16 protein-coding genes and 1 tRNA gene are annotated in these 22,025 nt (G+C 66.1%); 7 read left to right on the plus strand and 10 right to left on the minus strand.

What is annotated here, in order from left to right:
• Nucleotides 1-7: 7 nt before the first annotated feature.
• The gene (locus AC1M14_RS07880; protein ID WP_102772643.1) at nucleotides 8-880 is read right to left on the minus strand and encodes an NAD(P)-dependent oxidoreductase; all 873 of its coding nucleotides are present in this window, start codon (nucleotides 878-880) and stop codon (nucleotides 8-10) included.
• A gap of 78 nt (nucleotides 881-958) precedes the next feature.
• Here AC1M14_RS07880 and AC1M14_RS07885 point away from each other — a divergent pair, with 78 nt between their 5' ends.
• The 4 genes from AC1M14_RS07885 to AC1M14_RS07900 all read left to right on the plus strand — a co-directional run bounded on the left by AC1M14_RS07885 (nucleotide 959) and on the right by AC1M14_RS07900 (nucleotide 4,538).
• On the plus strand, nucleotides 959-1,387 hold the full coding sequence (locus tag AC1M14_RS07885) for a PaaI family thioesterase (protein WP_102772642.1): 429 nt from the start codon (nucleotides 959-961) through the stop codon (nucleotides 1,385-1,387).
• Nucleotides 1,388-1,562: 175 nt separating this feature from the next.
• A complete protein-coding gene (locus AC1M14_RS07890) occupies nucleotides 1,563-2,744 on the plus strand; it encodes a CaiB/BaiF CoA transferase family protein (protein ID WP_111827198.1) in 1,182 nt (393 codons plus the stop codon).
• Nucleotides 2,745-2,763: 19 nt separating this feature from the next.
• Nucleotides 2,764-3,735, plus strand: a complete 972-nt coding sequence (locus AC1M14_RS07895) for a Bug family tripartite tricarboxylate transporter substrate binding protein (RefSeq protein WP_479731347.1) — start codon at nucleotides 2,764-2,766, stop codon at nucleotides 3,733-3,735.
• Between the two features lie 11 nt (nucleotides 3,736-3,746).
• The gene (locus AC1M14_RS07900; RefSeq protein ID WP_479731348.1) at nucleotides 3,747-4,538 is read left to right on the plus strand and encodes an enoyl-CoA hydratase; all 792 of its coding nucleotides are present in this window, start codon (nucleotides 3,747-3,749) and stop codon (nucleotides 4,536-4,538) included.
• 21 nt (nucleotides 4,539-4,559) lie between these two features.
• On the opposite strand, the gene AC1M14_RS07905 is transcribed toward AC1M14_RS07900, so the two are convergent.
• Both AC1M14_RS07905 and cls read right to left on the minus strand, forming a co-directional pair.
• On the minus strand, nucleotides 4,560-5,474 hold the full coding sequence (locus tag AC1M14_RS07905) for a LysR family transcriptional regulator (protein ID WP_479731349.1): 915 nt from the start codon (nucleotides 5,472-5,474) through the stop codon (nucleotides 4,560-4,562).
• Between the two features lie 32 nt (nucleotides 5,475-5,506).
• Nucleotides 5,507-6,964 carry a cardiolipin synthase gene (gene cls, locus AC1M14_RS07910; RefSeq protein ID WP_102772637.1) on the minus strand — a complete coding sequence of 486 codons (1,458 nt, stop codon included), beginning with the start codon at nucleotides 6,962-6,964 and terminating at the stop codon, nucleotides 5,507-5,509.
• 184 nt (nucleotides 6,965-7,148) lie between these two features.
• On the opposite strand from cls, the gene AC1M14_RS07915 reads away from it, so the two are divergent.
• A tRNA-His gene (locus AC1M14_RS07915) sits at nucleotides 7,149-7,224 on the plus strand.
• 292 nt (nucleotides 7,225-7,516) lie between these two features.
• On the opposite strand, the gene AC1M14_RS07920 is transcribed toward AC1M14_RS07915, so the two are convergent.
• Together AC1M14_RS07920 and AC1M14_RS07925 are read right to left on the minus strand one after the other, a co-directional pair.
• Nucleotides 7,517-12,880 carry a YadA-like family protein gene (locus AC1M14_RS07920; RefSeq protein ID WP_479731350.1) on the minus strand — a complete coding sequence of 1,788 codons (5,364 nt, stop codon included), beginning with the start codon at nucleotides 12,878-12,880 and terminating at the stop codon, nucleotides 7,517-7,519.
• Between the two features lie 190 nt (nucleotides 12,881-13,070).
• On the minus strand, nucleotides 13,071-13,460 hold the full coding sequence (locus AC1M14_RS07925) for a hypothetical protein (RefSeq protein WP_479731351.1): 390 nt from the start codon (nucleotides 13,458-13,460) through the stop codon (nucleotides 13,071-13,073).
• A 92-nt stretch (nucleotides 13,461-13,552) separates the two neighbouring features.
• On the opposite strand from AC1M14_RS07925, the gene AC1M14_RS07930 reads away from it, so the two are divergent.
• Nucleotides 13,553-14,182: a response regulator transcription factor gene (locus AC1M14_RS07930; protein WP_146747984.1), complete on the plus strand. Its 630-nt coding sequence runs from the start codon at nucleotides 13,553-13,555 to the stop codon at nucleotides 14,180-14,182.
• Here AC1M14_RS07930 and AC1M14_RS07935 read toward each other — a convergent pair.
• A complete protein-coding gene (locus tag AC1M14_RS07935; RefSeq protein ID WP_102772575.1) occupies nucleotides 14,174-15,025 on the minus strand; it encodes an EAL domain-containing protein in 852 nt (283 codons plus the stop codon). The genes AC1M14_RS07930 and AC1M14_RS07935 overlap by 9 nt on opposite strands.
• 258 nt (nucleotides 15,026-15,283) lie before the next feature.
• On the opposite strand from AC1M14_RS07935, the gene AC1M14_RS07940 reads away from it, so the two are divergent.
• The gene (locus AC1M14_RS07940) at nucleotides 15,284-17,101 is read left to right on the plus strand and encodes an ATP-binding protein (RefSeq protein ID WP_479731353.1); all 1,818 of its coding nucleotides are present in this window, start codon (nucleotides 15,284-15,286) and stop codon (nucleotides 17,099-17,101) included.
• Between the two features lie 69 nt (nucleotides 17,102-17,170).
• Here AC1M14_RS07940 and AC1M14_RS07945 read toward each other — a convergent pair whose 3' ends face one another.
• The 4 genes from AC1M14_RS07945 to AC1M14_RS07960 form a co-directional block, all read right to left on the minus strand.
• The gene (locus AC1M14_RS07945; protein ID WP_479731354.1) at nucleotides 17,171-17,848 is read right to left on the minus strand and encodes an Hpt domain-containing protein; all 678 of its coding nucleotides are present in this window, start codon (nucleotides 17,846-17,848) and stop codon (nucleotides 17,171-17,173) included.
• 28 nt (nucleotides 17,849-17,876) lie between these two features.
• Nucleotides 17,877-18,509, minus strand: a complete 633-nt coding sequence (locus AC1M14_RS07950; RefSeq protein ID WP_102772572.1) for a response regulator transcription factor — start codon at nucleotides 18,507-18,509, stop codon at nucleotides 17,877-17,879.
• A 69-nt stretch (nucleotides 18,510-18,578) separates the two neighbouring features.
• Nucleotides 18,579-20,981 carry an ATP-binding protein gene (locus AC1M14_RS07955; protein WP_479731355.1) on the minus strand — a complete coding sequence of 801 codons (2,403 nt, stop codon included), beginning with the start codon at nucleotides 20,979-20,981 and terminating at the stop codon, nucleotides 18,579-18,581.
• 217 nt (nucleotides 20,982-21,198) lie between these two features.
• A complete protein-coding gene (locus tag AC1M14_RS07960; protein WP_102772570.1) occupies nucleotides 21,199-21,972 on the minus strand; it encodes an APH(3')-II family aminoglycoside O-phosphotransferase in 774 nt (257 codons plus the stop codon).
• Nucleotides 21,973-22,025: the final 53 nt, after the last annotated feature.

A 22,025-nucleotide genomic window follows, 5' to 3' on the forward strand; every position in this document is an offset into this window, starting at 1 on the left:
AGCGCGGCTAGCGGTCTTTCAGCAGCGAAACCAGTTCGGGCACGTAGCGCTCGCCGCCGCCCTGCGTCACGGCCTGGTCGAAGGTGTGCTGCACGGCCGCGCCGATCTCGCGCACCGCGCCCGTCTCGGCGGCCATGGTGTTGTAGTAGGACAGGTCTTTCTGCGCGTTCGACATGAAAAAGCGCAGCGAGGACGGGTCCTGCTCCAGCAGGTAGGGCTTGATGCGCTCCAGCGCCACGCCGCCGCCGCCGCCCTTGGCCAGCACGTCGGCGAACACGGCCGGATCGATGTCGGCGCGCAGCGCGCAGGCGGCCGCTTCCGACAGCAGCGCCACCACGCCCAGCGACACATAGTTGTGCAGCAGCTTCATGCGGTGGCCGGCCCCGACCGGGCCGGCGTGCGTGATGTTCTCGGCGAAGCAGGCCAGCAGCGGCCTGCACTCCTCGAACAGCGCGGCGTCGCCGCCCACCAGCAGGTTGAGCCGGCCTTCGGCGGCTTCCTTGGGGGTGCGGGTCATGGGCGCGTCCAGGAAGCGGCCGCCGGCCTGGACCACGGCCTGCGCCACTTTTTCGGTGGAGGAGGGGATGGCGGTGGAGCAGTCGATGATCACCGTGCCGGGCCGCAGGCCTTCGAGCACGCCGCCGGGCGACAGCAGCACGGCCTCGACCTGCGGGCTGCCGGTGACGCACAGGATGATCACGTCGGACTGCGCCGCCAGCGTGGCGCCGTCGGTGACGCTGGCGGCGCCGGCGGCCTTGAGCGCGTCCAGCGGCTGGTTGCCCGGGTGCTCCAGCACCGTCAGCGCATGACCGTGCTTGACCAGATTGCTCGCGATGCCATGGCCCATGAGGCCGATTCCAACCATGCCGACTTTCGCCATCTTTACTGCTCCTGCCTTGTTAGGGTGTTGGTTATCGTGTAAATCTTACTCCGACTCCCACTCAGACCCCGCCTTCACATGACAGCCCAAGTTCCTTCCGGTTTCGAGCCCTGGCGCCCGAGCAGTCCCTTCATGACCCACCTGGCCGAGCTCGGCGCGCTGTACAAGCGCGACGCCGACTGCGTGCTGGCCCTGCGGCTGGACGAGGCGCACACCAACATGCACAGCATCGCCCACGGCGGGCTGCTGGCCACCCTGGCCGACAGCGCGCTGGGCTACACCATCGCGCAGCAGGGGCAGGTGTCGGTGGTCACGGTGCAGATGTCGGTCGAGTACCTGAATCCGGTCAGGCCCGGCGATTGGCTCGAGGCCCACGTGCAGATCGACAAGCAGGGCAAGCGCCTGATCTACGCCACCTGCCGGCTGCAGGTCGAAGGCCGCGTCATGCTCAAGGCCAACGCGGTGTTCGCGGTGCGCGCCGCCAAGACGCCGGCCTCGGACGGCTGAGACGCCATACGAAAGATTCGAAGCCGGCGTTCGCGCCGGACCAAGGCGGCGCGCCGTCCCATAGGGCCGGACGCGCCGTTTGAACGCCGACGAACGCAGCGTTCGAAACATTCGACTCCTCGCCGCGCGAGCGGGCCAGCATAATTTTCCGGATCGTTTCAATCACGGAGACACTATGCTGCACACGGCCTTGCGGGGCGTGAAAGTCGTGGACCTCTCCCGCATACTCGCGGGCCCCTGGTGCACGCAGAACCTGGCGGATATGGGCGCCGAGGTCATCAAGGTGGAACACCCGGAGCGCGGCGACGATACCCGCGGCTGGGGCCCGCCCGACCTGCGCTCGGCCGACGGCCAGGCGTCGATGTCGGCCTATTTCATGGCCTGCAACCGCGGCAAGCAATCGGTGGCCATCGACTTCGCCACCGAAGCGGGCGCGGCCCGCGTGCGCGAACTGGCCGCCGGCGCCGACGTGCTGGTCGAGAACTACAAGGCGGGCGGGCTGCGCAAGTACGGCCTGGACTACGACTCGCTGGCGCGCATCAATCCGCGTCTCATCTACCTGTCCATCACCGGCTACGGCCAGTCCGGTCCGCTGGCCGGCAAGCCCGGCTACGACTACGTGTTCCAGGGCATGGGCGGCCTCATGAGCTACACCGGACAACCCGACGGAACGCCGGGCGCCGGGCCGTTGCGCACCGGCGTGGCGGTGGTGGACCTGATGACCGGCATGTACGCCACCTCCGCCGTGCTGGCGGCGCTGCGCCAGCGCGACCGGACCGGCCGCGGCATGCCGCTGGACATCTGCCTGCTGGACGTGGCGGTGGCGCTCAACGCCAACCAGGGCGCCAACTACCTGGTGTCCGGCGTGGCCCCGCAGCGCAGCGGCAACGCCCATCCCAACTGCGCCCCGTACGAAGTGTTCGCCTGCGCCGACGGCCACCTCATCCTGGCCATCGGCAACGACGGCCAGTTCGCGCGCTTTTGCGGCGTGGCCGGCCATCCCGAATGGGCGGCCGATGCGCGCTACGCCACCAACAGCGCGCGCCTGGCGCACATGGACGGCCTGCGCCCGCTGATCGCGCAGACCCTGGCCGCCGCCCCGCGCAAGCGCTGGACCGACGCCTTCGACGCGGCCGGCGTGCCCTGGGGACCGATCCACACGCTGGACGAAGTGTTCGCGCATCCGCAGGTGCAGCACCGGGGCCTGGTGCAGACCGCCGTGCATCCCAGGCTGGGCGAGCTGCGCCTGGTGCGCAATCCGCTGCTTGCCGGCTCCCCGCCCGAGGCCCTGGGCGCGGCGCCGCCGCTGCTGGGCGAGCACACCGCAAGCGTGCTGCCGGATTCCCCCACCAGATGATTCAACCGAGGAGACAACCATGAAATCCATAAAATTCCACGTGGCGGCGCTGTGCGCCTGCCTGGCCGCGCCCGCAATGGCCGCCGCCGAATACCCCGACCGGCCGATCCGGCTGGTCGTGCCCTACGCGGTGGGCGGCACCACCGACATCATCGCGCGGGTGGTCGGCAACAAGCTGGGCGAGCGGCTCGGCCAATCCGTCATCATCGAGAACCGTCCGGGCGCCGGCGGCAACATCGGCTCGGCCTACGCGGCCAAGCAGCCGGCCGACGGCTACACCCTGGTGATGGCGGTGGAAAGCTCGCACGCCGTCAATCCCAACGTCTACGCCAGGAGTTCCTACGACCCCGTCAAGGATTTCGCCCCGATCAGCAACCTGGCCGACGTGCCCAACGTGCTGGTCGTGAACCCGACGCTGCCGGCCCGGGACCTGGCTTCCTTCCTGCAGCTGCTCAAGGCCAACCCGGACAAGTACGCCTTCGGCTCCTCGGGCAACGGCGGCCTGAGCCATATGAACGGCGAACTGTTCCTCAAGACCACCGGCACCCGCATGCTGCACGTGCCCTACAAGGGCCTGGGTCCGGCGCTCAACGACCTGGTGGCTGGACAAGTGCAGGTCGTGTTCGACAATATTCCGTCGTCCTACCCGCTGATCCAGGGCGAGCGCCTGCGCCCGCTGGCCGTGGCCGCCAGGCAGCGGCTCAAGGTGCTGCCGGACGTGCCGACCTACGCCGAGGCCGGTTTGCCTGCCATGAACAACCCGTCCTGGTTCGGCCTGGCCGCGCCGGCGGGCGTGCCCGAGCCCGTGCTGGACAAGCTGAACCAGGCCGTGCGCGCGGCGCTGGCCGACCCCGACACGGTCGCCGCCATCGAACGCCAGGGCGCCGTGCCCAGCCCCATGTCGCGCGAGGAGTTCGGCGCGCTGATCGCCAAGTCCAACCAGCATTGGCAAAGCGTGGTGGCCGACATCAAATTCGAGAAAATGCAGTAAGAGGAGATCCCATGAACACCAGAACCTTTGAAGTCGCCCATGCCCGCGCCGAGATCGAGGCCGGCGGCATCGCCACCCTGACCATGCAGGACGCCGGCGTCCTGAACATCCTGAGCACCCCGGTCATCGACGGCCTGCGCGAAGCGCTGGCGCGGCTGCGCGAAGACGACTCGGTGCGCGTGCTGGTGCTGCGCGGCGCCAGCGACCGCGCCTTCGTGGCCGGCGCCGACATCGCCGAAATGGCGGCGCTGGACGAGGCGAAGGCGCGGCGCTTCATCTCGAACCTGCGCGACCTGTGCAACGCCGTGCGCCATTTCCCGGTTCCCGTCATCGCCCGCATTCCGGGCTGGTGCCTGGGCGGCGGCCTGGAATTCGCGCTGGCCTGCGACCTGCGCATCTGCGCCGACCACGCGCAGTTCGGCATGCCCGAAGTCAAGGTGGGCATCCCGTCCGTGATCCACGCCGCGCTCATGCCGCCGTTGATCGGCGCGGCCAACAGCGCCTGGATGCTGCTGACCGGCGAACTGATCGACGCCCGCCGCGCGCTCGACTGGGGCCTGGTCAACGCCGCCGTGCCCGAGGCCGAACTGGACGGCGCCGTGCGCAAGCTGGCCGAAGGCTTCGCCGCGCTCGGGCCGGCCGCGCTGCGCCAGCAGAAAAAGCTGCTGCGCCGCTGGGAGACGATGTCGGTGGACGAAGCGATCGAGGACAGCGTCGCGGAATTCGGCGCCGCCTTCAACACCGGCGAGCCCCAGAAATTCATGAACGAGTTCCTGGAAAGCAAGCGCCGCGCGAAATCCTGAGCCGGCGCGCGCCGGGCGCCGTCAGTCCTGCTCGCGCGTGGCCGCCACGATGGGATCGTCGAGCAGGTAGCCGGCCACCTGCTCGACGAAAGGCGAGGGCGGCGAGCCGGCCGCAGTGACCAGCGTCAGCTCGCGCCGCGCCCAGGGTTCGCGCAGCCCCACGGCCGCGATCCGGCCTTCGCGCAGCGCGCCGGCCGCGACGCTGCGCGGCACCAGCGACACCCCCACGCCGGCCTCCACCATGGACAGCGCCGCGTCGAAGGTATGCACGTGGATGCGCACCTTGGGCGTCTTGCCGGCCAGCTTGGCCATGTCGCGCAGGAACATGAAATTGCTGGTGCTGCGGTTCATGCACACGAAATCCAGGTCCAGCACCGCCGGAAAACGCACCGGCGAACTGTCCACCACCGGATGGTTCAGCGGCGCTGCGATGATCAGCTCGTCGACCGCATAGCGCGTGGCATTGACGCCGGCCGACTGCGCGCGGCCGGCGAAGATGCCGATATCGGCCTCCTGGCCCGCGATCGCGGCCTCGATGGTGGTGCTGGAGCGCTCTTCGAGCAGGATATTGACGTTGGGATTGGCCGACAGGAAGCGGCCCAGGCTGGGCACGATGAAACCGTTGAGCGAGCTGCTGTTGGCGAACAGCTTGACGCTGCCCTTCAAGCCGCTGGCGAAGCCGCTGACCTCTCCGTGCATGCGCTCGACCCCGGCCAGCAGCAAGCGCACGTGCTTGAGCACGAACGCGCCCTCGACGGTCAGCTCCATGCCGCGCGCCTCGCGCTTGAATAGCGGCACGCCCATCGCGAACTCCAGGTTCTTCAGGCGGTAGCTGGCGGAAGAGGCGGTCAGGTGCACCGCGTTGGCGCCGCCGGACAGGCTTCCGGCCTCGGCGATCGCAAGAAACAGGCGGAGATCGGTCAGTTCATAGCGCATCGCGCAAGATTACCCCAGCCCGCGCGGCGGCGTCACAGGTAAGGCGTCGCCAGCCAGATCACCTTGTTGCGCAGCCGCTTGGCGAACGGCGCCTGGTGCAGGCTCTCCAGCGTCTCGCGCTTGGCCTGGCCGATCAGCGCATCGACCCGGGCCGCGATCCAGCGCGCCACCTCGGGATCGTAGATCTCCGTATCCAGCTCGAAATTCAGCCGCAGGCTGCGCGGGTCCAGGTTGGACGAGCCCACATAGGCCCAGGCGTCGTCCACCGTCATCAGCTTGGAATGGTCGAACGCCCCGCGCGAGCGCCACACCCGGCAGCCGGTGCGCACCACCTGGTCCAGCTGCGCAGTCATCGCGTAGTCCACCAGCCGCAGATTGTTCTTGCCGGGAATCACGATGTCCACCGTCACCCCGCGGCGCGCGGCCGTGGCCAACGCGCCGATCAGCGTCTGGTCGGGCAGGAAGTAGGGCGACTGGATGCGCACGTGGCGCTGCGCCACCGCCAGCGCGCCCAGCAGCATATTGTGCGAACTGCCCAGCGCGCGGTCCGGGCCGGACGGCACGCAGCGCATCGGCACCCGGCCGCTGCGCGGCTGCGCGCTGGGATCGAACCACGGCCTGGCCGGCAGCGACTCGTGCGTCGTGAAATTCCAATCATGCGCGAACACCGACATCAGCTGCGTCACGATCGGCCCCTCGACCCGGAAATGCGTGTCGCGGTTGGTCGCCGGCCCGGCCAGCGCGCTGACGAAGGCCGCGCGCACGTTCATCCCGCCGGTGAAACCCACCCGCCCGTCGATCACCAGCACCTTGCGGTGGCTGCGCAGATTGGCGTAGGGCATGCGCAGCACCCCCAGCGGATTGGTCATGAAGCGCGCCACCGGCACGCCGCCGCGCGCCAGCATGCGCACGATGGGCGGACGCGAATACTTGGACCCGATGGCGTCGATCAGCACCCGCACCTCGACCCCGCGCGCCCGCGCCTCGATCAGCGCCTGCGCCATCTCGCGCCCGATCGGATCGTTGTCGAAGATATAACTCTGCATCGCCACCGCATGGCGCGCTTCGCGGATCGCCTGCAGCATGGCCGGATACGCCTCGTCGCCGCCGGCCAGCGGCTGCACCGCGTTGCCGCCCAACAGCCGGAACCGGCTGACGCGGTCGCCCAGCACCTTCAGCGACGCGAACTGCGGCCCCGAGACCTGCACCACGTCCACCGGCGCCGTCTCCACCTGCTCGGCGTCCACCACCATCGCCTCGTCGCGCTGCTGCGACAGCCGCGTCTTGCGGATCCGGTTGATCCCCGCCACGAAATAGAACAGCGCCCCGAACAGCGGCGAAAACAGCGCCACCCCCACCCAGCCGATGGCCGCCCGCACGTCCTGCTTCGTCATCGCGGCATGCACCGCCGCGCCCGTCCCGGCCACGACGCTGATGGCAAATACCAGATGAGGCCAGTAATCGATCAAAATAGCGTGTATGCGGTCCATGACGAGGGGGTAAACCACGGTCTCCGGGGGCGGTCAATGCGCAAGCATATCAAGGCCCCACGCCCAGGCAAGTCCATTTTCGCCACGGCCTCGCACACCATTCAAAAAAACGTGCTAGAATTCGGCCTCTTCGTTGATGAGCACCTTTTTTCAAGGCCGCGCAGCGAAGCAAGCAGTACCAGTGGTGGCTGTAGCTCAGTTGGTAGAGTCCCGGATTGTGATTCCGGTTGTCGTGGGTTCGAGTCCCATCAGCCACCCCAAAATTTCCTTAGAAAACAGCCGCTTACAGCGGCTGTTTTCTTTTGGGTTCGAGGCGCGATAGCCCGGCTGGTAGGAATACGTTGTTCCGACTCATGCCCAGGAGCGGGTCTCGCTCGATCCGTTCCCATCTGACGAACCGGCGGCGGATGATGGAAAGGAAAGCCGTTCCCTCATTGGCGCGGGCTGAGAGAAACCGCGGGTCGTCGGACGGAGCTGCGAAATCCGCTCTGAAACGAAATCATTCAGGTCCCGCGGCGGTGGCGGCCGCGGGACCCGTGAGTCACCAGCGGTTTACCAGTGAAAACCGACTCCCACCGCGGCGCCGACATTGCCCCGGGTGTTCGTGGTCGCGTTTGCCTTGACTACCCACTTGCCGCTTTCGGACATGCTGGATATTCCGACAGCCAGGCTGCTCTGGCCGCCGTAAGTGCCGCCGCCAAGCGCGAACATACCCTTGCCGGGAAGCGTCGCCTGCGGCAGCGCAGCCATGGCCATGGCCGACGCCGTTCCGGCGTTGGCATCGTTGCGCAGGTTGCGCAGTTTCCCGTTCGTGTAGTTCACGATGTCGTTCTTGGTGTCATTCAACTGGGACACGTTGACGCCGTCGGTCGGAGCGGTACCCGCGGCCATGTTCGTGATTTGCCGCTCGCCACCGGCATAGCCCACCGAAACCGAGTTGTCGCGGTCGGTCGCCGAATCCGCGCCCAGCGCCACGCTATTGGTATACGAGGCCTTGGCGCCGGCGCCCACCGCGACGGAGTTGTTGCCGCTGGCGCTTGCCTTCTGGCCGACCGCGGAGCTTCTCTTGCCGGACGCTCGCGCGCCGCTGCCGGTGGCGGTCGCGCCGGAAGCCGATGCCGTGGCGCCGGCGCCGACTGCCACGGTCTCTTCCGCGGCAGAAACCGCGTTGCTCCCGATGGCCACGCCGTTCTTCCCGGAGACGGCCGCATTGGACCCGGATGCGACACCGCTGGTGCCGGTTTGCACGGTCGCCTTGTCGGCGTCCGTGTTCGTGCCGTCGGCCTTGAAGTAGCGTGAGCCGTTATCCAGGCTGCTGAACGTTTCGACGAACTTGTTCTCGACGTTGCTTACGCGGGCATCGATATTCTCGACGCGCTGGTTGGTCTCATACAGTTGGCTGCCATTGACGGCGTCCGTGCTGGTCTTGGAGACCTCGCCCTGCTTGACGTTGGTGATGATCGTGCCGCCGGTCTTGCCGCCGTCGGTCGATGGCGTGCCTTGCAGGGTCACCTTGTCCTTGGGGGCGCCGGCCGCGCCATCGTAGGTCACCGCTCGGTCGTTGCCCGGCGGGTTGGCGGAGATTGCGCTGACCGCCGACTTCAATTGGCTGACGTTCACGGCGTCGGTGTCGGCGGCGCCGGCCGCGACATTGGTGATGCGGCGTTCCTTGCCGGCCGAGCCTACTGAGACCTCACCGATCGGGGTCAGGCCCGCCAGGGTGTAGAGCGCGGTGGGGTTGTAGGCGCTCGCGGTCAGGCTGGCGTTCGCGATGCTGTTGGCGCCCAGCGCCACGCTTTGCGCAGAATAGGCCTTCGCGTTGTAGCCGAGAGCGACGCTTTGCGTGGCGCTGCTTTGCGCGGCGACGCCGGCGGCCAGCGAGTTGCCGCCGGTGGCGCCATCGTTTGCATAGTTGGCGCCGATCACGCCACCGTCATTGACGCTGTAGTAGCGGGTTTTCGCCGCCTCCAGTTGGTCGAGATTGACGGCGTCGCCGCCATCGACGCCCGCTGCGACGTTGGTGATCCGCGTGCCGCCGGTTTTGGTGACCGAACTGTACGTGTTGCCGGTCAGCGTGATGGTGCTATGCGTGCTGTTGTCGTACTTGACGACATCGGCCGTGGAGTCGGCGGCTGCCTGCTTCAACTGCGCGACGTTGACGGCGTCGGAATCATCGGCGCCGGCCGACAGGCCGGTGATGCGGCGATTGCCCACGTTGACCTCGCCGCTGGCGGTGCCGCCCACCAGATAGGCCTGGTTGCCCAGGGTGGCGCCGGAAGCATTGGAACCTGCGCCCAGGGCGACACTGCCGTCATGGCTGGCGACCGCGCCCATGCCGATGGCGACCGAATCCTGGCCGATGGCCTGGGAGTCGGCGCCGGTGGAATTGGCGTGGAAATACTTGGTGCCGGTGTTGTAGACGTTCTCGATGCGGTCGCCGATGGTAGTCACATCGCCTTCCACCGCGGTGACGCGATTGTCCACGTTCGAGATCTGGGTGTTGGTCTCGTTCAGTTGCGACATGTTGACGGCGTCACTGTCGCCCACGCCGCGCGCGACGTTGCGGATGCGGGTGCCGCCGGTCTTGGCGCTCGAGTCGTAGGCGTCGCCGGTCAGCGTCACGGTGTTATGCGTGCTGTTGTCGTACTTGACGACATCGGCCGTGGAGTCGGCGGCTGCCTGCTTCAACTGCGCGACGTTGACGGCGTCGGAATCATCGGCGCCGGCCGACAGGCCGGTGATGCGGCGATTGCCCACGTTGACCTCGCCGCTGGCGGTGCCGCCCACCAGATAGGCCTGGTTGCCCAGGGTGGCGCCGGAAGCATTGGAACCCGCGCCCAGGGCGACGCTGCCGTCATGGCTGGCGACCGCGCCCATGCCGATGGCGACCGAATCCTGGCCGATGGCCTGGGAGTCGATGCCGGTGGAGTTGGCGTGGAAGTACTTGGTGCCGGTGTTGTAGACGTTCTCGATGCGGTCGCCGATGGTGGTCACGTCGCCTTCCACCGTGGTGACGCGGTTGTCGATAGAGGCCACCTGCTCGTTGGTGGCCTTCAACTGGCTACCGTTGACGGCGTCGGTGCTGGCGTCCGTGAGCTCGGCGGCGGCGACGTTGGTGATCTTGCTGGGGCCGACGCCGCCGTGGTTGGCACTATAGGCGCCCGCGCCGCCATTGATCGCCGGGTCCCACAGCAGGGCGTCATTCTCCAGCCCGATGACGCGGTTGTCGACGTTGGTGACGCGGTTGTCCACGTTCGAGATCTGAGTGTTGGTCTCGTTCAGTTGCGACATGTTGACGGCGTCGCTGTCGCCCACGCCGCGCGCGACGTTGGTGATTCGGGTGCCGCCGGTCTTGGCGCCCGAGTCGTAGGCGTCGCCGGTCAGCGTCACGGTGTTATGCGCGCTGTTGTCGTACTTGACGACATCGGCCGTGGAGTCGGCGGCTGCCTGCTTCAACTGCGCGACGTTGACGGCGTCGGAATCATCGGCGCCGGCCGACAGGCCGGTGATGCGGCGATTGCCCACGTTGACCTCGCCGCTGGCGGTGCCGCCCACCAGATAGGCCTGGTTGCCCAGGGTGGCGCCGGAAGCATTGGAACCCGCGCCCAGGGCGACACTGCCGTCATGGCTGGCGACCGCGCCCATGCCGATGGCGACCGAATCCTGGCCGATGGCCTGGGAGTCGATGCCGGTGGAGTTGGCGTGGAAGTACTTGGTGCCGGTGTTGTAGACGTTCTCGATGCGGTCGCCGATGGTGGTCACGTCGCCTTCCACCGTGGTGACGCGGTTGTCGACAGAGGCCACCTGCTCGTTGGTGGCCTTCAACTGGCTACCGTTGACGGCGTCGGTGCTGGCGTCCGTGAGCTCGGCGGCGGCGACGTTGGTGATCTTGCTGGGGCCGACGCCGCCGTGGTTGGCGCTATAGGCGCCCGCGCCGCCATTGACCGCCGGGTCCCACAGCAGGGCGTCATTCTCCAGCCCGATGACGCGGTTGTCGACGTTGGTGACGCGGTTGTCCACGTTCGAGATCTGAGTGTTGGCCTCGTTCAGTTGCGACATGTTGACGGCGTCGCTGTCGCCCACGCCGCGCGCGACGTTGCGGATGCGGGTGCCGCCAGTCTTGGCGCTCGAGTCGTAGGCATCGCCGGTCAGCGTCACGGTGTTGTGCGTGCTGCCGTCGTACATTACCGCGTCGGCCGTCGACGCTTTCAACTGTGCGACGTTGACGGCGTCGGTGTCCTGCGTGCCGCCGGCCAGGCCATTGATCTGGCGGGTCTTGCCAGTGGCGGCATTGCCGACGCTCACGGCGCCCAGCGTGCTTTTCCAGGCGGCGCCCGCGTCGGTCGAGGCCATTCCGGTGCGAGGATTGTAGGCCTGGACGGAAGCGCCCGTGGTCGCCAGCGAGCCTGAGCCCAATGCGACGCCGTCGCCGACCGAGGCTACGGCGGCGCTACCTAGCGCAAGCGAATTGACGGCGGAGGCGGAAGCGATCGCACCGCTGCCGATGGCAATGGCGTTCGCTGCCCCTGTCTGCGCTTTCGCTCCCTGGCCCATCGCGATGGTGCCGACGGCCGAGGTCGCCGCTTGGTAGCCGATCGCCGTGGAGTTGTCGGCGGCCGCGTTGGCGGAGTTGCCCAACGCTACCGCGCTGCCCTTTGACGCGCTGGCGCCCAGACCCAAAGCCGTGCTCGACGAGCCGCTAGCCGTGGCATTGTGGCCGAATGCCGAAGCGGCGTCGCCGCTTGCCGTGGCGTTGGCGCCAACCGCCGCGGAATTGGCGCTCTTCGCTACGGAAGCAAATCCGATGGCCAGCGCATGATCGTTGGAAGCGTTGGCATTCAATCCAATGGCGATCATGTCGGTATGGGCGGCGTTGGCGCTCGCAGCGGTCGCGTTATGACCGATGGCCACCGTGTCGTTGTTCGAAGCCTTCGACGACTCGCCCATCGCCAGCCCGCTTCGCCCGCCCGCGGTCGCACCGACTCCGCCGGCCAGCGCGTTGATGCCCGTCGCGCCGTCGTTGTTGTAGTTTCCGCCGGCCACGCCCGCGTCGTTCACACTGTAGTAATGCGTCTGCGAGCTGGCGAAAGCGCCTTTCAATTGGGCGACGTTCACCGCGTCGCTGTCCGCCGTGCCCCCGGCTACGCCGGTGATCTGGCGATACAGGCCGTTTGTGGAATCGCCTACCGAAACGGCGCCGCTCGTGCTCGTCGTCGCGGCGATGGCACTGGCTTGAGCTGCGGTCGTGCGAGGCGGAATAAATGGCGCGACTCCAGCCGCCGTACTCGATACGGAGTTGCTGCCCAGGGCGACGCCGCCAGCCACCGTGGCGCTGGCTTCAGGCCCAGCCGCGAGGGACCTGTAGCCCGAGGCGGTGGCATGGGAACCGATGGCGGTACTCCAGAATCCAGAACCGAGCGAACTGTCGCCTATCGCCACGGAGGACGCGTTGGTGGCCTGCGCCGCGGAGCCGATGGCGGTCGAACTCGTACCGGAAGCATAGGCGCTTGGGCCGAATGCGGAGGATTGGCCTCCGACAGCGCGTGCGCCATTCCCGACGGCGACGTCATAGGCGAGTTCGGCGACGCTCTTGAATCCCAATGCCGTGCTGCCGTAACCCGAAGCCCGCGTCTCGGTTCCGATGGCGGTGCTGCCCTCGCCGGATGCGGTCGCGCCGATGCCTGCGGCCAGCGCGTCGGCGCCGGTGGCGCCGTCGTTCGCATAGTTGGCCGCCGGCGTTCCGCCGTCATTGACGCTGTAGTAATGCGTTTCGGCAGACGTCGCCGAGGCGACCAGCGCGCCCGCGATGGCGATCAAGGCACGCGACGAGCGTTTCTTTTTTCCCTTCGCCAATTCGGACGCCACGACCCATTTTCCGGTGGCCTCGTTAAGTATGCACTTGTAGACCTTGTTCATGATCAACTCTCAGTACAGTGAACCAGCAAAACAAACATGCGTGCTCTCGTCTCGCTTGGGGCGCTAATGCACGGCCTTTCGCGCCTTGATACAAGGATGGAGCGGTCCAGGATTTCTGAGGTTGGGAAACCGATGAATGGGGCTGCGGAAAATTCCGAACGTACCCGATTCCGCTATTGCGGCGAAACGCCTATTCGCCTTTACAGCGATATGCGGCGGCAAGCATCTCCGCCTTCAGCAGCAGGTCTGGATCCACGCGCAGCGCCTTGGCCAGGAGATCGACCGTCCATTCGCACAAGGCCACGTCGCCGCTGTCCAATGCCAGCAAGGTGGGAAGGCACAGATTGGTGCGCGCCTGAGTCGAGGCCATGGACAGACCACGATGGGTACGCCAGGCGCGCATTGCGCTGAAGCCTCGGGCTTCTATCAGCGCCTGTACCGGCCCTGGAAGGCCCTCTCGGTGTCGCGGCCAGGGGTGGGGCGTCTCGGATGTCAGGACGTTGAGCTGACGCGTGGGTTGCGGCGCGACATAGGTGCTCTGGGCGCGTCGGATCGGCCGGACTGGCGTGAATTGCTTCATGGTCTCGGAAGAGGCATCGGGCACGGCCACAAGAGACGCCCGGCGGAGGGAGCCGCCGGTCATGGCTGTTGTGTCTTCATGTCCGCGCAAGAATGCATGGGTCGCAGCACTTCCGGACCGGGAAAATTCCGCAATCCGCCGGGGAAATTTCCGAACATGGTTCTCGTCTCGCCGGCAACGGGGCGGCGACTAAGAACTTTCCGCAAAACATGAGGAAATTTCCACAGCAGGGGACGCCGGGAACTGTTGCAGACTTTAGCGGGGCCGGTTGCGCTGTGGCAGCCAGGCAGGCGGTGGTGGGAGGAGCTGATCAGATGATGGCGCGTGCATTGATAATCTCGGACAGGCTGTCCACTTATGAGGACTTTCGGCGGACGTTGAACCAGTATCCCGAGCTTTCGGTATGGGTGCTGGATGCATCGGACCTGCGTTTTTTCGAGCTGGAAGACAACGCGGAAACGCCCGAGTTGGTCATTCTGGATGTATTGGCCAGTCCCACCAAGTGCCTGGCCGCGACGGCCAGGGTGCGAGCCTTGTTCCCCAAGGCGAAGATCGCCGTCAGGGCGCTCGCGCTATGGGAGCGGTACCTGCCGCTAATTCTGCAGGCGGGCGCCCATGGCATCATCGACGGCTATACCTATCACAGCAGACACGCGATGTCTATGCTGATAGATTCGATGATGGCGGGAAACATCATCTACCGCATCCAAGGTTCAGACTGACCCCGTCGCGGCGTTCAATCCTTCGCCGGCAAGAGGGCATCGTTGGCCGCGTCGATCCCGCGGAAGGGTCATCAGCGCCTCCAGGGCCATGGGGCGGCCGAGCAGGTAGCCCTGCCCATGGCGACAGCCGAGCTGGTAGAGCGCCCGAAGTTCCGCAACCGTCGAAATGCCCTCCGCGACGACCCGCCAACCCATTTCCTTGGCGAGGCCCAGCGCGAATCTGACCGACTGCCGGGCAATCGGACTGTCGCCGACCTGAGCGGCGAACACGCGATCGAGCTTGAGTTCGTCTATGGGCAGGTCCAGAAGCCGGTCCAGATTTGCATAACCGACGCCGAAGTCGTCAATGCTGACTTGGAACCCGTATTGCCGCAGGCGGGTCAGCGCAGCCTTAAGCGCCTTGGCGTCGGCGGCGGGGGTGTCTTCGGTCAGCTCCACCCTGATAAGGGCGGGATCCACGCGTCTGCGCAATGCGGTCGACCTCAGAAAGTCGACATTGTCGTGCGTAGACAAGGTGGCGGCGCAGGCATTGACGGCCAGCGGCAATGGCCTGGACGCGAGGTTCAATGCGGCGCTGGCCGCCAGCGCAAGCTCTGTCACGCGTCTGAATAGCGGGGCTTGCATATTCATGCCCTGAATCGCGCCGATGAAGCGGCCCGCGGGCAACACGCCCCAGACGGGGTGATTCCAGCGCGCGAGCGCTTCGGCGGACTCGATGCGTCCGGTCTTCAGATTTACCTGGGGCTGGAACACGAGTTGGAGCTGCGAAGGATCCCGCAGCATTTCGATGACTTCGTGCTCATGGAACTGAATGAGTCGAGCCGAATTTTCCTGGCACCACATGGCGTGCTTCCCGGTTATGGTCGAGACAACATGCCTACAAGGCTAGCAACTCCGCCTTGCGGCAGGGGTAGGAAATTTCACATTCGGAGCCAGCCGCTGCTGTAGGAAATTTCCGCAGAAGGTTCCGAAATTTCGTCAGCCCGGGATACTGAGGAACACGTAGATTGCATCCGTGCGACAGTCATTCTTTGGTGTCCTGTCATGGATCCGGCCTCACTTCTTCGTCCCTGTCATCCCCCTTCCTGCGTACGATCGCGCTTGAGCCGTTCCACGACGTCGCGCGCCGCCATGGCGTTCGGCGGCGCGGTCGCCGCGTTTCCCGGTTTCACCGAACCCATGACCGCGCTCTGGCTGGAGCTGACATCGCTGGTCTGCGTCACAGGGTTCGTCGCCGCGCTGGTGGTCTTGATTCTGCTGGTCCGCAAGAGCCGGCAGCATCTGCGCTCCGAAACGCGCCTGAAGGATCTGCTGGCGTTCCAGACCGCGGTTCTGGACGCCATTCCGGATCCCATCGTGCTGCGGGACAAGGACCTGAATCTGCTGGCGTGCAACAGCGCATACGAGAAGCTGCTGCAGCGGTCGCGGGGGGCGCTGAGAAACACGTCGGTCGACCGGGCCTTGCAGATGTTGGTCTGTGACGTGGAGCTGGCCCAGATAGAAAAGGATTACCGCGAAGTCATGGCGACGGGCGTCGCACTGAGCAAAGACCGCGAATTTCACGTGCACGGCCGGGAGATGACGGTCCGGCACTGGATGGAGCCCTTGCGCAATGCCCGCGGCGCGGTGACGGGCGTGGTCGGTGGCTGGATGGACATCACGCACCGCCAGCGCGTTCTTAAGGAACTGGCGGTTGCCAAGGACCGCGCGGAGGGCGCGGACAGGGCCAAGACCACCTTTCTGGCGTCTGTGAGCCATGAAATTCGCACGCCCATGAACGCGATCATGGGCGTGCTGGAACTGACGCTGTCGCATCCGGGCTTGCCAAGTCAGGACCGGAGACAGCTGAGCACCGCATACGACGCGTCCAAGTCGCTGTTGTCGCTGATAGACGATCTGCTCGACCTTTCCAAGATGGAGGCCGGGAAATTCCAGTTGTCGCCTCGGCCTACGGCGCTCGTAGAGCTGGTCGAGGAGGTGGTGAACGTGTTCCGTCCCATTGCCGAAGGCAAGGGTTTGGAGCTGGTCCTGGAGGTCGATATGCCCGAGGGCGGCGCTGGCGCCTACCACGTGGATCCCTTGCGGCTGAAACAGGTCTTGAACAATTTCGTGTCCAATGCGATTCGCTTCACGCGGCGCGGCACGGTGCGGGTATTCGTGGGCGCCGATGTCCGGGAGGGAGACCTTCAATGGATCTCATTGAAGGTCGTCGACACCGGCGTGGGCATTCCCGCGCAGGCGATTGAATCCTTGCTGCAACCCTTCGTGCAGGTTGCAGAAACGCTGCCCGCATCGGACCGGGGCACCGGGCTCGGGCTATCCATTTGCGACAGGCTGGTGCGGAAGATGGGGGGCGCGATCGCGATAGAAAGCGAACTGGGCGTCGGCACGAGCATCTCCGCCCGCCTGCCGCTGCGTGAGGCGCCGGCGCAGCCTGCTTCGCCCGCGCGCATTGCAGCGTTCGAGCCGGTCGCGCCGGCGTGCGTGCCGCTGAATGTGCTGGTCGTCGACGACCAGCCGTCCAATGTCCTGCTATTGCAGCGCCAGTTGCAGAAGCTGGGCCATCGCGTTTGCTGCGCCCGCAACGGAGCGCAGGCGCTCGAGATGGTGGGCGAACAGCGGTTCGACGTCGTGGTGTGCGACTGCGCGATGCCCGTGATGGACGGCTACACCTTCGCGCGCATCCTGCGGCAACGTGGCGACGCGAGCGCCGCCTTGCCCATCCTGGGCTATACCGCGGGCGCGCACGAAGCGGAAGTCGAGCGCGCCAGGGCAGCGGGCATGGACCGGATTCTGATCAAGCCCGTGAACCTGAGTTCGCTGGGAAGAGCCATCGATGAGGTGGCGCATCGGAGCGCGCGGGGCCAGGCCGATGGCGTTGGCGCCGGCGTATGCAGTAACGCCGGGTTAGGGGACTGAGCGAAGCCATGCCGCACCTGGCTTGCCATCCGCAGGGCTGGCGACGCCCGCCCGGGCCCTGGCGAGAAGTCAGCGCCCCTGCCGCAGGCGATGCAGCTCGGCGCAGAGTCGTTCCAGCGCAGGCACGAACAAGGTGTTCAGCCGTTCGACCTCGGCGTCGTCGCCGCTGCGGGTGACGGCCTCGATGTGTTCGCATAGCCGCGTCAGCGATGCGCATCCGGCCAGCCGCGCCGTGCCTTTGATGCGATGCGCCAGCGCGCCGGCCCCATGCCAGTCCCGACTTGCGCAGCAGGCCCGATAGCCCGCCAGGTCATTGAGCCCGGTGTCGGCCAGGCTGTCGACGAGTTCGGCCACGACGGCGGCGTCCCCGTCGACCAGGCCGTGGAGCACCGCGGGGATGGCGGCGCATTCGCGGTCGTCCGGCAGACAGTAGCCGGCGCTCAATAGGGCTGGCAGCAGCTCCGAATCGGCGATGGGCCGGGCGCGATACGCCTCATCGTCAGCAATGGCGCTGCCCGAGGGCGCGATCCACAGGCGTATCGGCGCCTCCCCGACCGCGGCGGGCGGCAACGCCGCTGAAGCCTGCGGCGATTTTCCGTCCCACACGACAACTCGGGGGGTGGCCGAATAGCCCGACATGGCGGCGACATCCGGGCAGCTTTCCACCACGAGACCGAGGTTCTCCAGGCGGGCGCACAATTCGCGCATCCGCCCAGGATCGGATCCGATGACGAGCGCGAGATTCATCTGGTTCTCCGAGAGGCGGGCATGACGACTACCGGGCGATTCCGCACTGGCGCGCAAAGTCGATCAGTTCAAGCAGCGTCTGTACGTTCAGTTTTTCCATAATGCGCGTCTTGTGCGTGCTGACCGTTTTGTTGCTGATGAAAAGCGCTTCGCCGATTTCTTTGTTTGACATGCCGCGGGCCAGCATCTGCATGATGACAATCTCCTTGTCCGAGAGACGGCTCAGCCGATCCACGTTGTCGGCCGTACCGGCCTGCCGCGCGGAGTGCGGGCCCTCGGTGTTGGGAAAGACGGTGTAGCCGGCCAGGACGGCTTCGACGCAGCGAAGGATTTCGGATATTTCCTGCGACTTGCTGACGTAGCCGTTGGCCCCGGCGAGTTTTACGCGCGGCGCAAAAACCGACTGGTCCTGTCCTGATACCACCAGGATGCGGATGTCCGGTTGGATGGACTTGATCCGCGGAATCACGTCCAACCCGTTGATCTTCGGAATGTCGATATCCAGAATGACCAAACCAGGGTGGTTGTCCTTGACGGTCTGTATGGTGGACTGGCCGTTGTCGGCTTCCAGTATGCCTGTTACGCCCAACACCTGACTCAGGTGCGTCTTCAGGACCAGGCGCAACGAAGGGTGGTCGTCTACGACGAGTACTGTGGTCAAGTGCGACTCCGTTCTGTAAGGGGCGGAAAGGCGGGCGCGGGGCGGGAAGGCCGGATCGTCCGGTTTGCGTCAATGGGATTCATCGGTCCATCTCCCTATGCACTTGCGCAGCGTGGAAAGGCTGACGGGTTTGACCAGGAAGTCATTGAGGCCGGCTTGCCGAAGGCGCTCAACGTATTCGCTCTGGACGTCGGCGCTCAGCCCCACCACGGGGAGGGTCCGTATGCGGGCATCGTCGTGCGCGCGAACCCGACGCGTCAATTCGAAGCCGTCCATGTCGGGCATGTGGCAATCCGTTAGCATCAACGCGTATGGCGCCCGTTCCAGTTGGTTCAACGCCTGCCTGCCGTCCGAGACCACATCCGCCTGCCACCCCAGCTTGTCCACCATATTTCGAATCACGATCTGATAAGGCAAATGGTCTTCCACGATCAGTATTCGGCGCGTTTCAAGAACGGCGCCATTTTCCCGTAGCGCCGCCGGGGATTTGGTAACAGGATGCTCCGTCTGCAACGCACTGAGACAGGCGCGCGCCAGTTCGCCAAACAACACCGGCCCGCCGGCCAGCATCTGCGCCGGGGACGTCCCTGGCGGCAAGGTCTCCGGCGCATATCCGCCCGGCGCGAAGTAAAGCGTGGCTGGCAGCGGCGAGGGCCCCGGTTGCGGCAATTCGACGATATGCAGGTCGGCGGCGCCGGGAGGCTCGACCGGCCGCATGCCCAATGCGCGCGCATATGCCTGAAGGGCGGCGTCGTCCGCTGCGCGGTGGACCTCGATGCGGATACGCTTGCCGGCCAGTATGGAGTCGGGCGGATCCAGCTGCAGGATGTGCAGGGGCAAGGTGACGTCGAACCGGCTGCCGACGCCTTCGGTGCTCTGCACTTGAATGCTTCCCCCCATCAGGCGGCTCAGGCGCATGCAGATCGCCAGCCCCAGGCCGCTGCCTCCGTATTGGCGCACGGTCGACGCATCGGCCTGCGAAAAAGGGCGGAACAACCGGCTCTGCGCTTCGGCCGAAATCCCGATGCCGGTATCCGAAACCGAGATCAGGACCGTCTGAACGGATGCGGCTGCCGCGGACCCGGCGGGCGCCGTCCTGACCAGGATGCTGATTCCGCCGGCCACGGTGAACTTGATGGCGTTGCCGATCAGGTTCAGGAGAATCTGCTTCACCCGCACCGGGTCGCCCCGATATTGCGCCGCGATCTCGGGTGCGACGCATGCGTCCAGCGTCAATCCCTTCTCCCGGGCCTTGGCCGAGAAGATATGCGTCACCTGGTCCAGCACCTCGCGCAGGCTGTACGGTATCGATTCGACCGGCACCGGACCGTCCTCCAGGCGGGAGAAATCCAGGATATCGCCCAGGATTTCGATCAGAAGCCGGGAGGCGCTGTCCGCCAGGTCGACCTGCTGGCGCTGATAGTCGTCCATGGGCGTATCGCGCAACAACTCGAGCGCGCCCAGCGTCGTCGCCAGCGGCGTGCGGATTTCGTGACTCATCGCAGCCAGAAAGCGGGACTTCGCCTGGGCATTTGCGTCGGCCTCAGCCTTGGCGCGGCTGAGCGCCTCTGCATCACGGTGCTCCTGCGTGACATCCAGCAGGTAGCCGTTCCAGAGGACCGAGCCGTCGGCGAGACGCCGGGGCAGGGCAGTGCCGACTCTCACCCATCCGTCATCGCCCGCGCGGTGCGTTGCCAGGTCGATCTGTATCGGCTTGCCGCCGTCACGGGATGCGTCCACTGCCGCGTCGGCGGCAGGCCAGTAGTCTTCCAGGATGTTGGGCAGATTTCCCCTGCCGGACTGCTGGCGGATCTCGCGCGACGACATACGCAGGAACCTCTCGGTTTGGCCCACCAAATACGGGATCCAGCGATGGCCGCCGGGCTCCTCGCGGATCCGGAAAAATGCCATGGGCAGGGTTCGCGTCAGGTCTTCTACGGTGTCCCGGATTTCGCGGGCCTCGCGTTCGGCCGACAGGCGCGCGCTGGCATCGACAAGCGCCACCAGGGCGCCGCGAGGCGCGTCGTCATCGCCGCGAAAGGGCTGCACGATCAACATTCCTTCGATGGCCCGGCCGTCGGCGGCGTGTACTTCGATGACTTCGGCGATCGCCCTGTCCGCCACGGCGCATTGGGCGGCGAAGGCTTCCAACTGAGCCCCCAGCGACCCGGCCGCGCCATGCAGCGAGCCGGCCTTCGCCCCAATCAGCCGGCTGCGGTCCAGCCCCACCATGTTTTCGAAAGCCCGGTTCACGGTCAGGTATCGGTTCATGCCGTCGAGCGCTGCGACGAGCGTGGGGGTGGCGTCCAGCAGACGGGTCTGCATCTCGCGAGACGCCCGGGCTTCCCGCGCGTCGAGGCGCAGGCGCCGGGCTTCGGCCAGCATCTTCCGCAGGAAATGCAGCAAGACCAGTATGGCGGCGAAAAGCAGGAGGGCAATGCCGCTCAGGAACGCTTCCATAAAGGTCGACATGGCCTCGGGGTTCTCCGAAAGGAAGCCGGCTTGCCCGCTGCCGCCGGCGGACCACAAGCCCTGCGAATTTTGTTACTACATCATCACGGTGCAATATTCGCACAACGATTTTGTAACATTAATTGTCGGGTATGTCGGTGGCGTCGGCGCGAAACAGACGTGCATTCCGTGGCGGCGCCCGGAAAGGCGGCGAGAGGATCCCACGGATGGACACCGGTCAGAAGAATTCATCCAGCAAGGCGTAAAACTCGAGGCGCCGCTCGTCGCGCTCGGCGCCGTACAGCTGAAAGAATGGGCTGACCCATTCCGATCCCAGATTGCGCTCGATGCTGCGTGCCGCAAGCGCCAGGTCCTGAAAACGGTCGCTGAACCCGAGGCGGCCGCAGTCGAGAAAACCTGTGAACCGGCCGGCTTCGGCCATGAAGTTCGGCAGGCAGGCATCGCCGTGGGTCACGACCAAGTCTGGCGTGCCCCGGGGCTTCAACGACAAAAGCTCTTCAAACAGATCCGTGGCGGTTCGCCCCAGCCGTTTCTGATCGAAATCCGTTTCGTCGACGAGGCCGGCGCTAATGCGATCCTTTGCGGCGGCCATGCGCCGCTCCAGACGATGGTCGAAGGGGCATTCTGCGACGGGCTCCTGATGCAAAGCGCGCAATGCCATCGAGACAATGCCTATGATTTGCGCCGGCGAAAGCTCGCCGGCGCTGGCCAGATCCAGTCCGGGCAGCGCGCTCATGAGCAGCCAGTGACGATTGTTCTCCTCCATCGTGTCCAGAACCAGAGGGGCGGGCAGGCCACGCTGGTTCAGCCAGCGGAGGCGAGCGATCTCGTCGGGAAGCTCGCTTAGCGCGCCGACCGGCTCCGACTTCAGGAACAGATCCCGTCCGCCGCCGAGGCGAACTCGGAACACGTCGGCGCCCGACTCTCCAATCGACTGGCGTTCGATTGGCGCTCCCCGGAACTTTTCGCCCCATTTGGCGGGAATACTCATGTGCTCGTCACTCCTTCGATGGCGGGATGAATAGGGGCAGGTTACTGCGCCGG

It is taken from the genome of Achromobacter sp. SX5 (assembly GCF_056711425.1).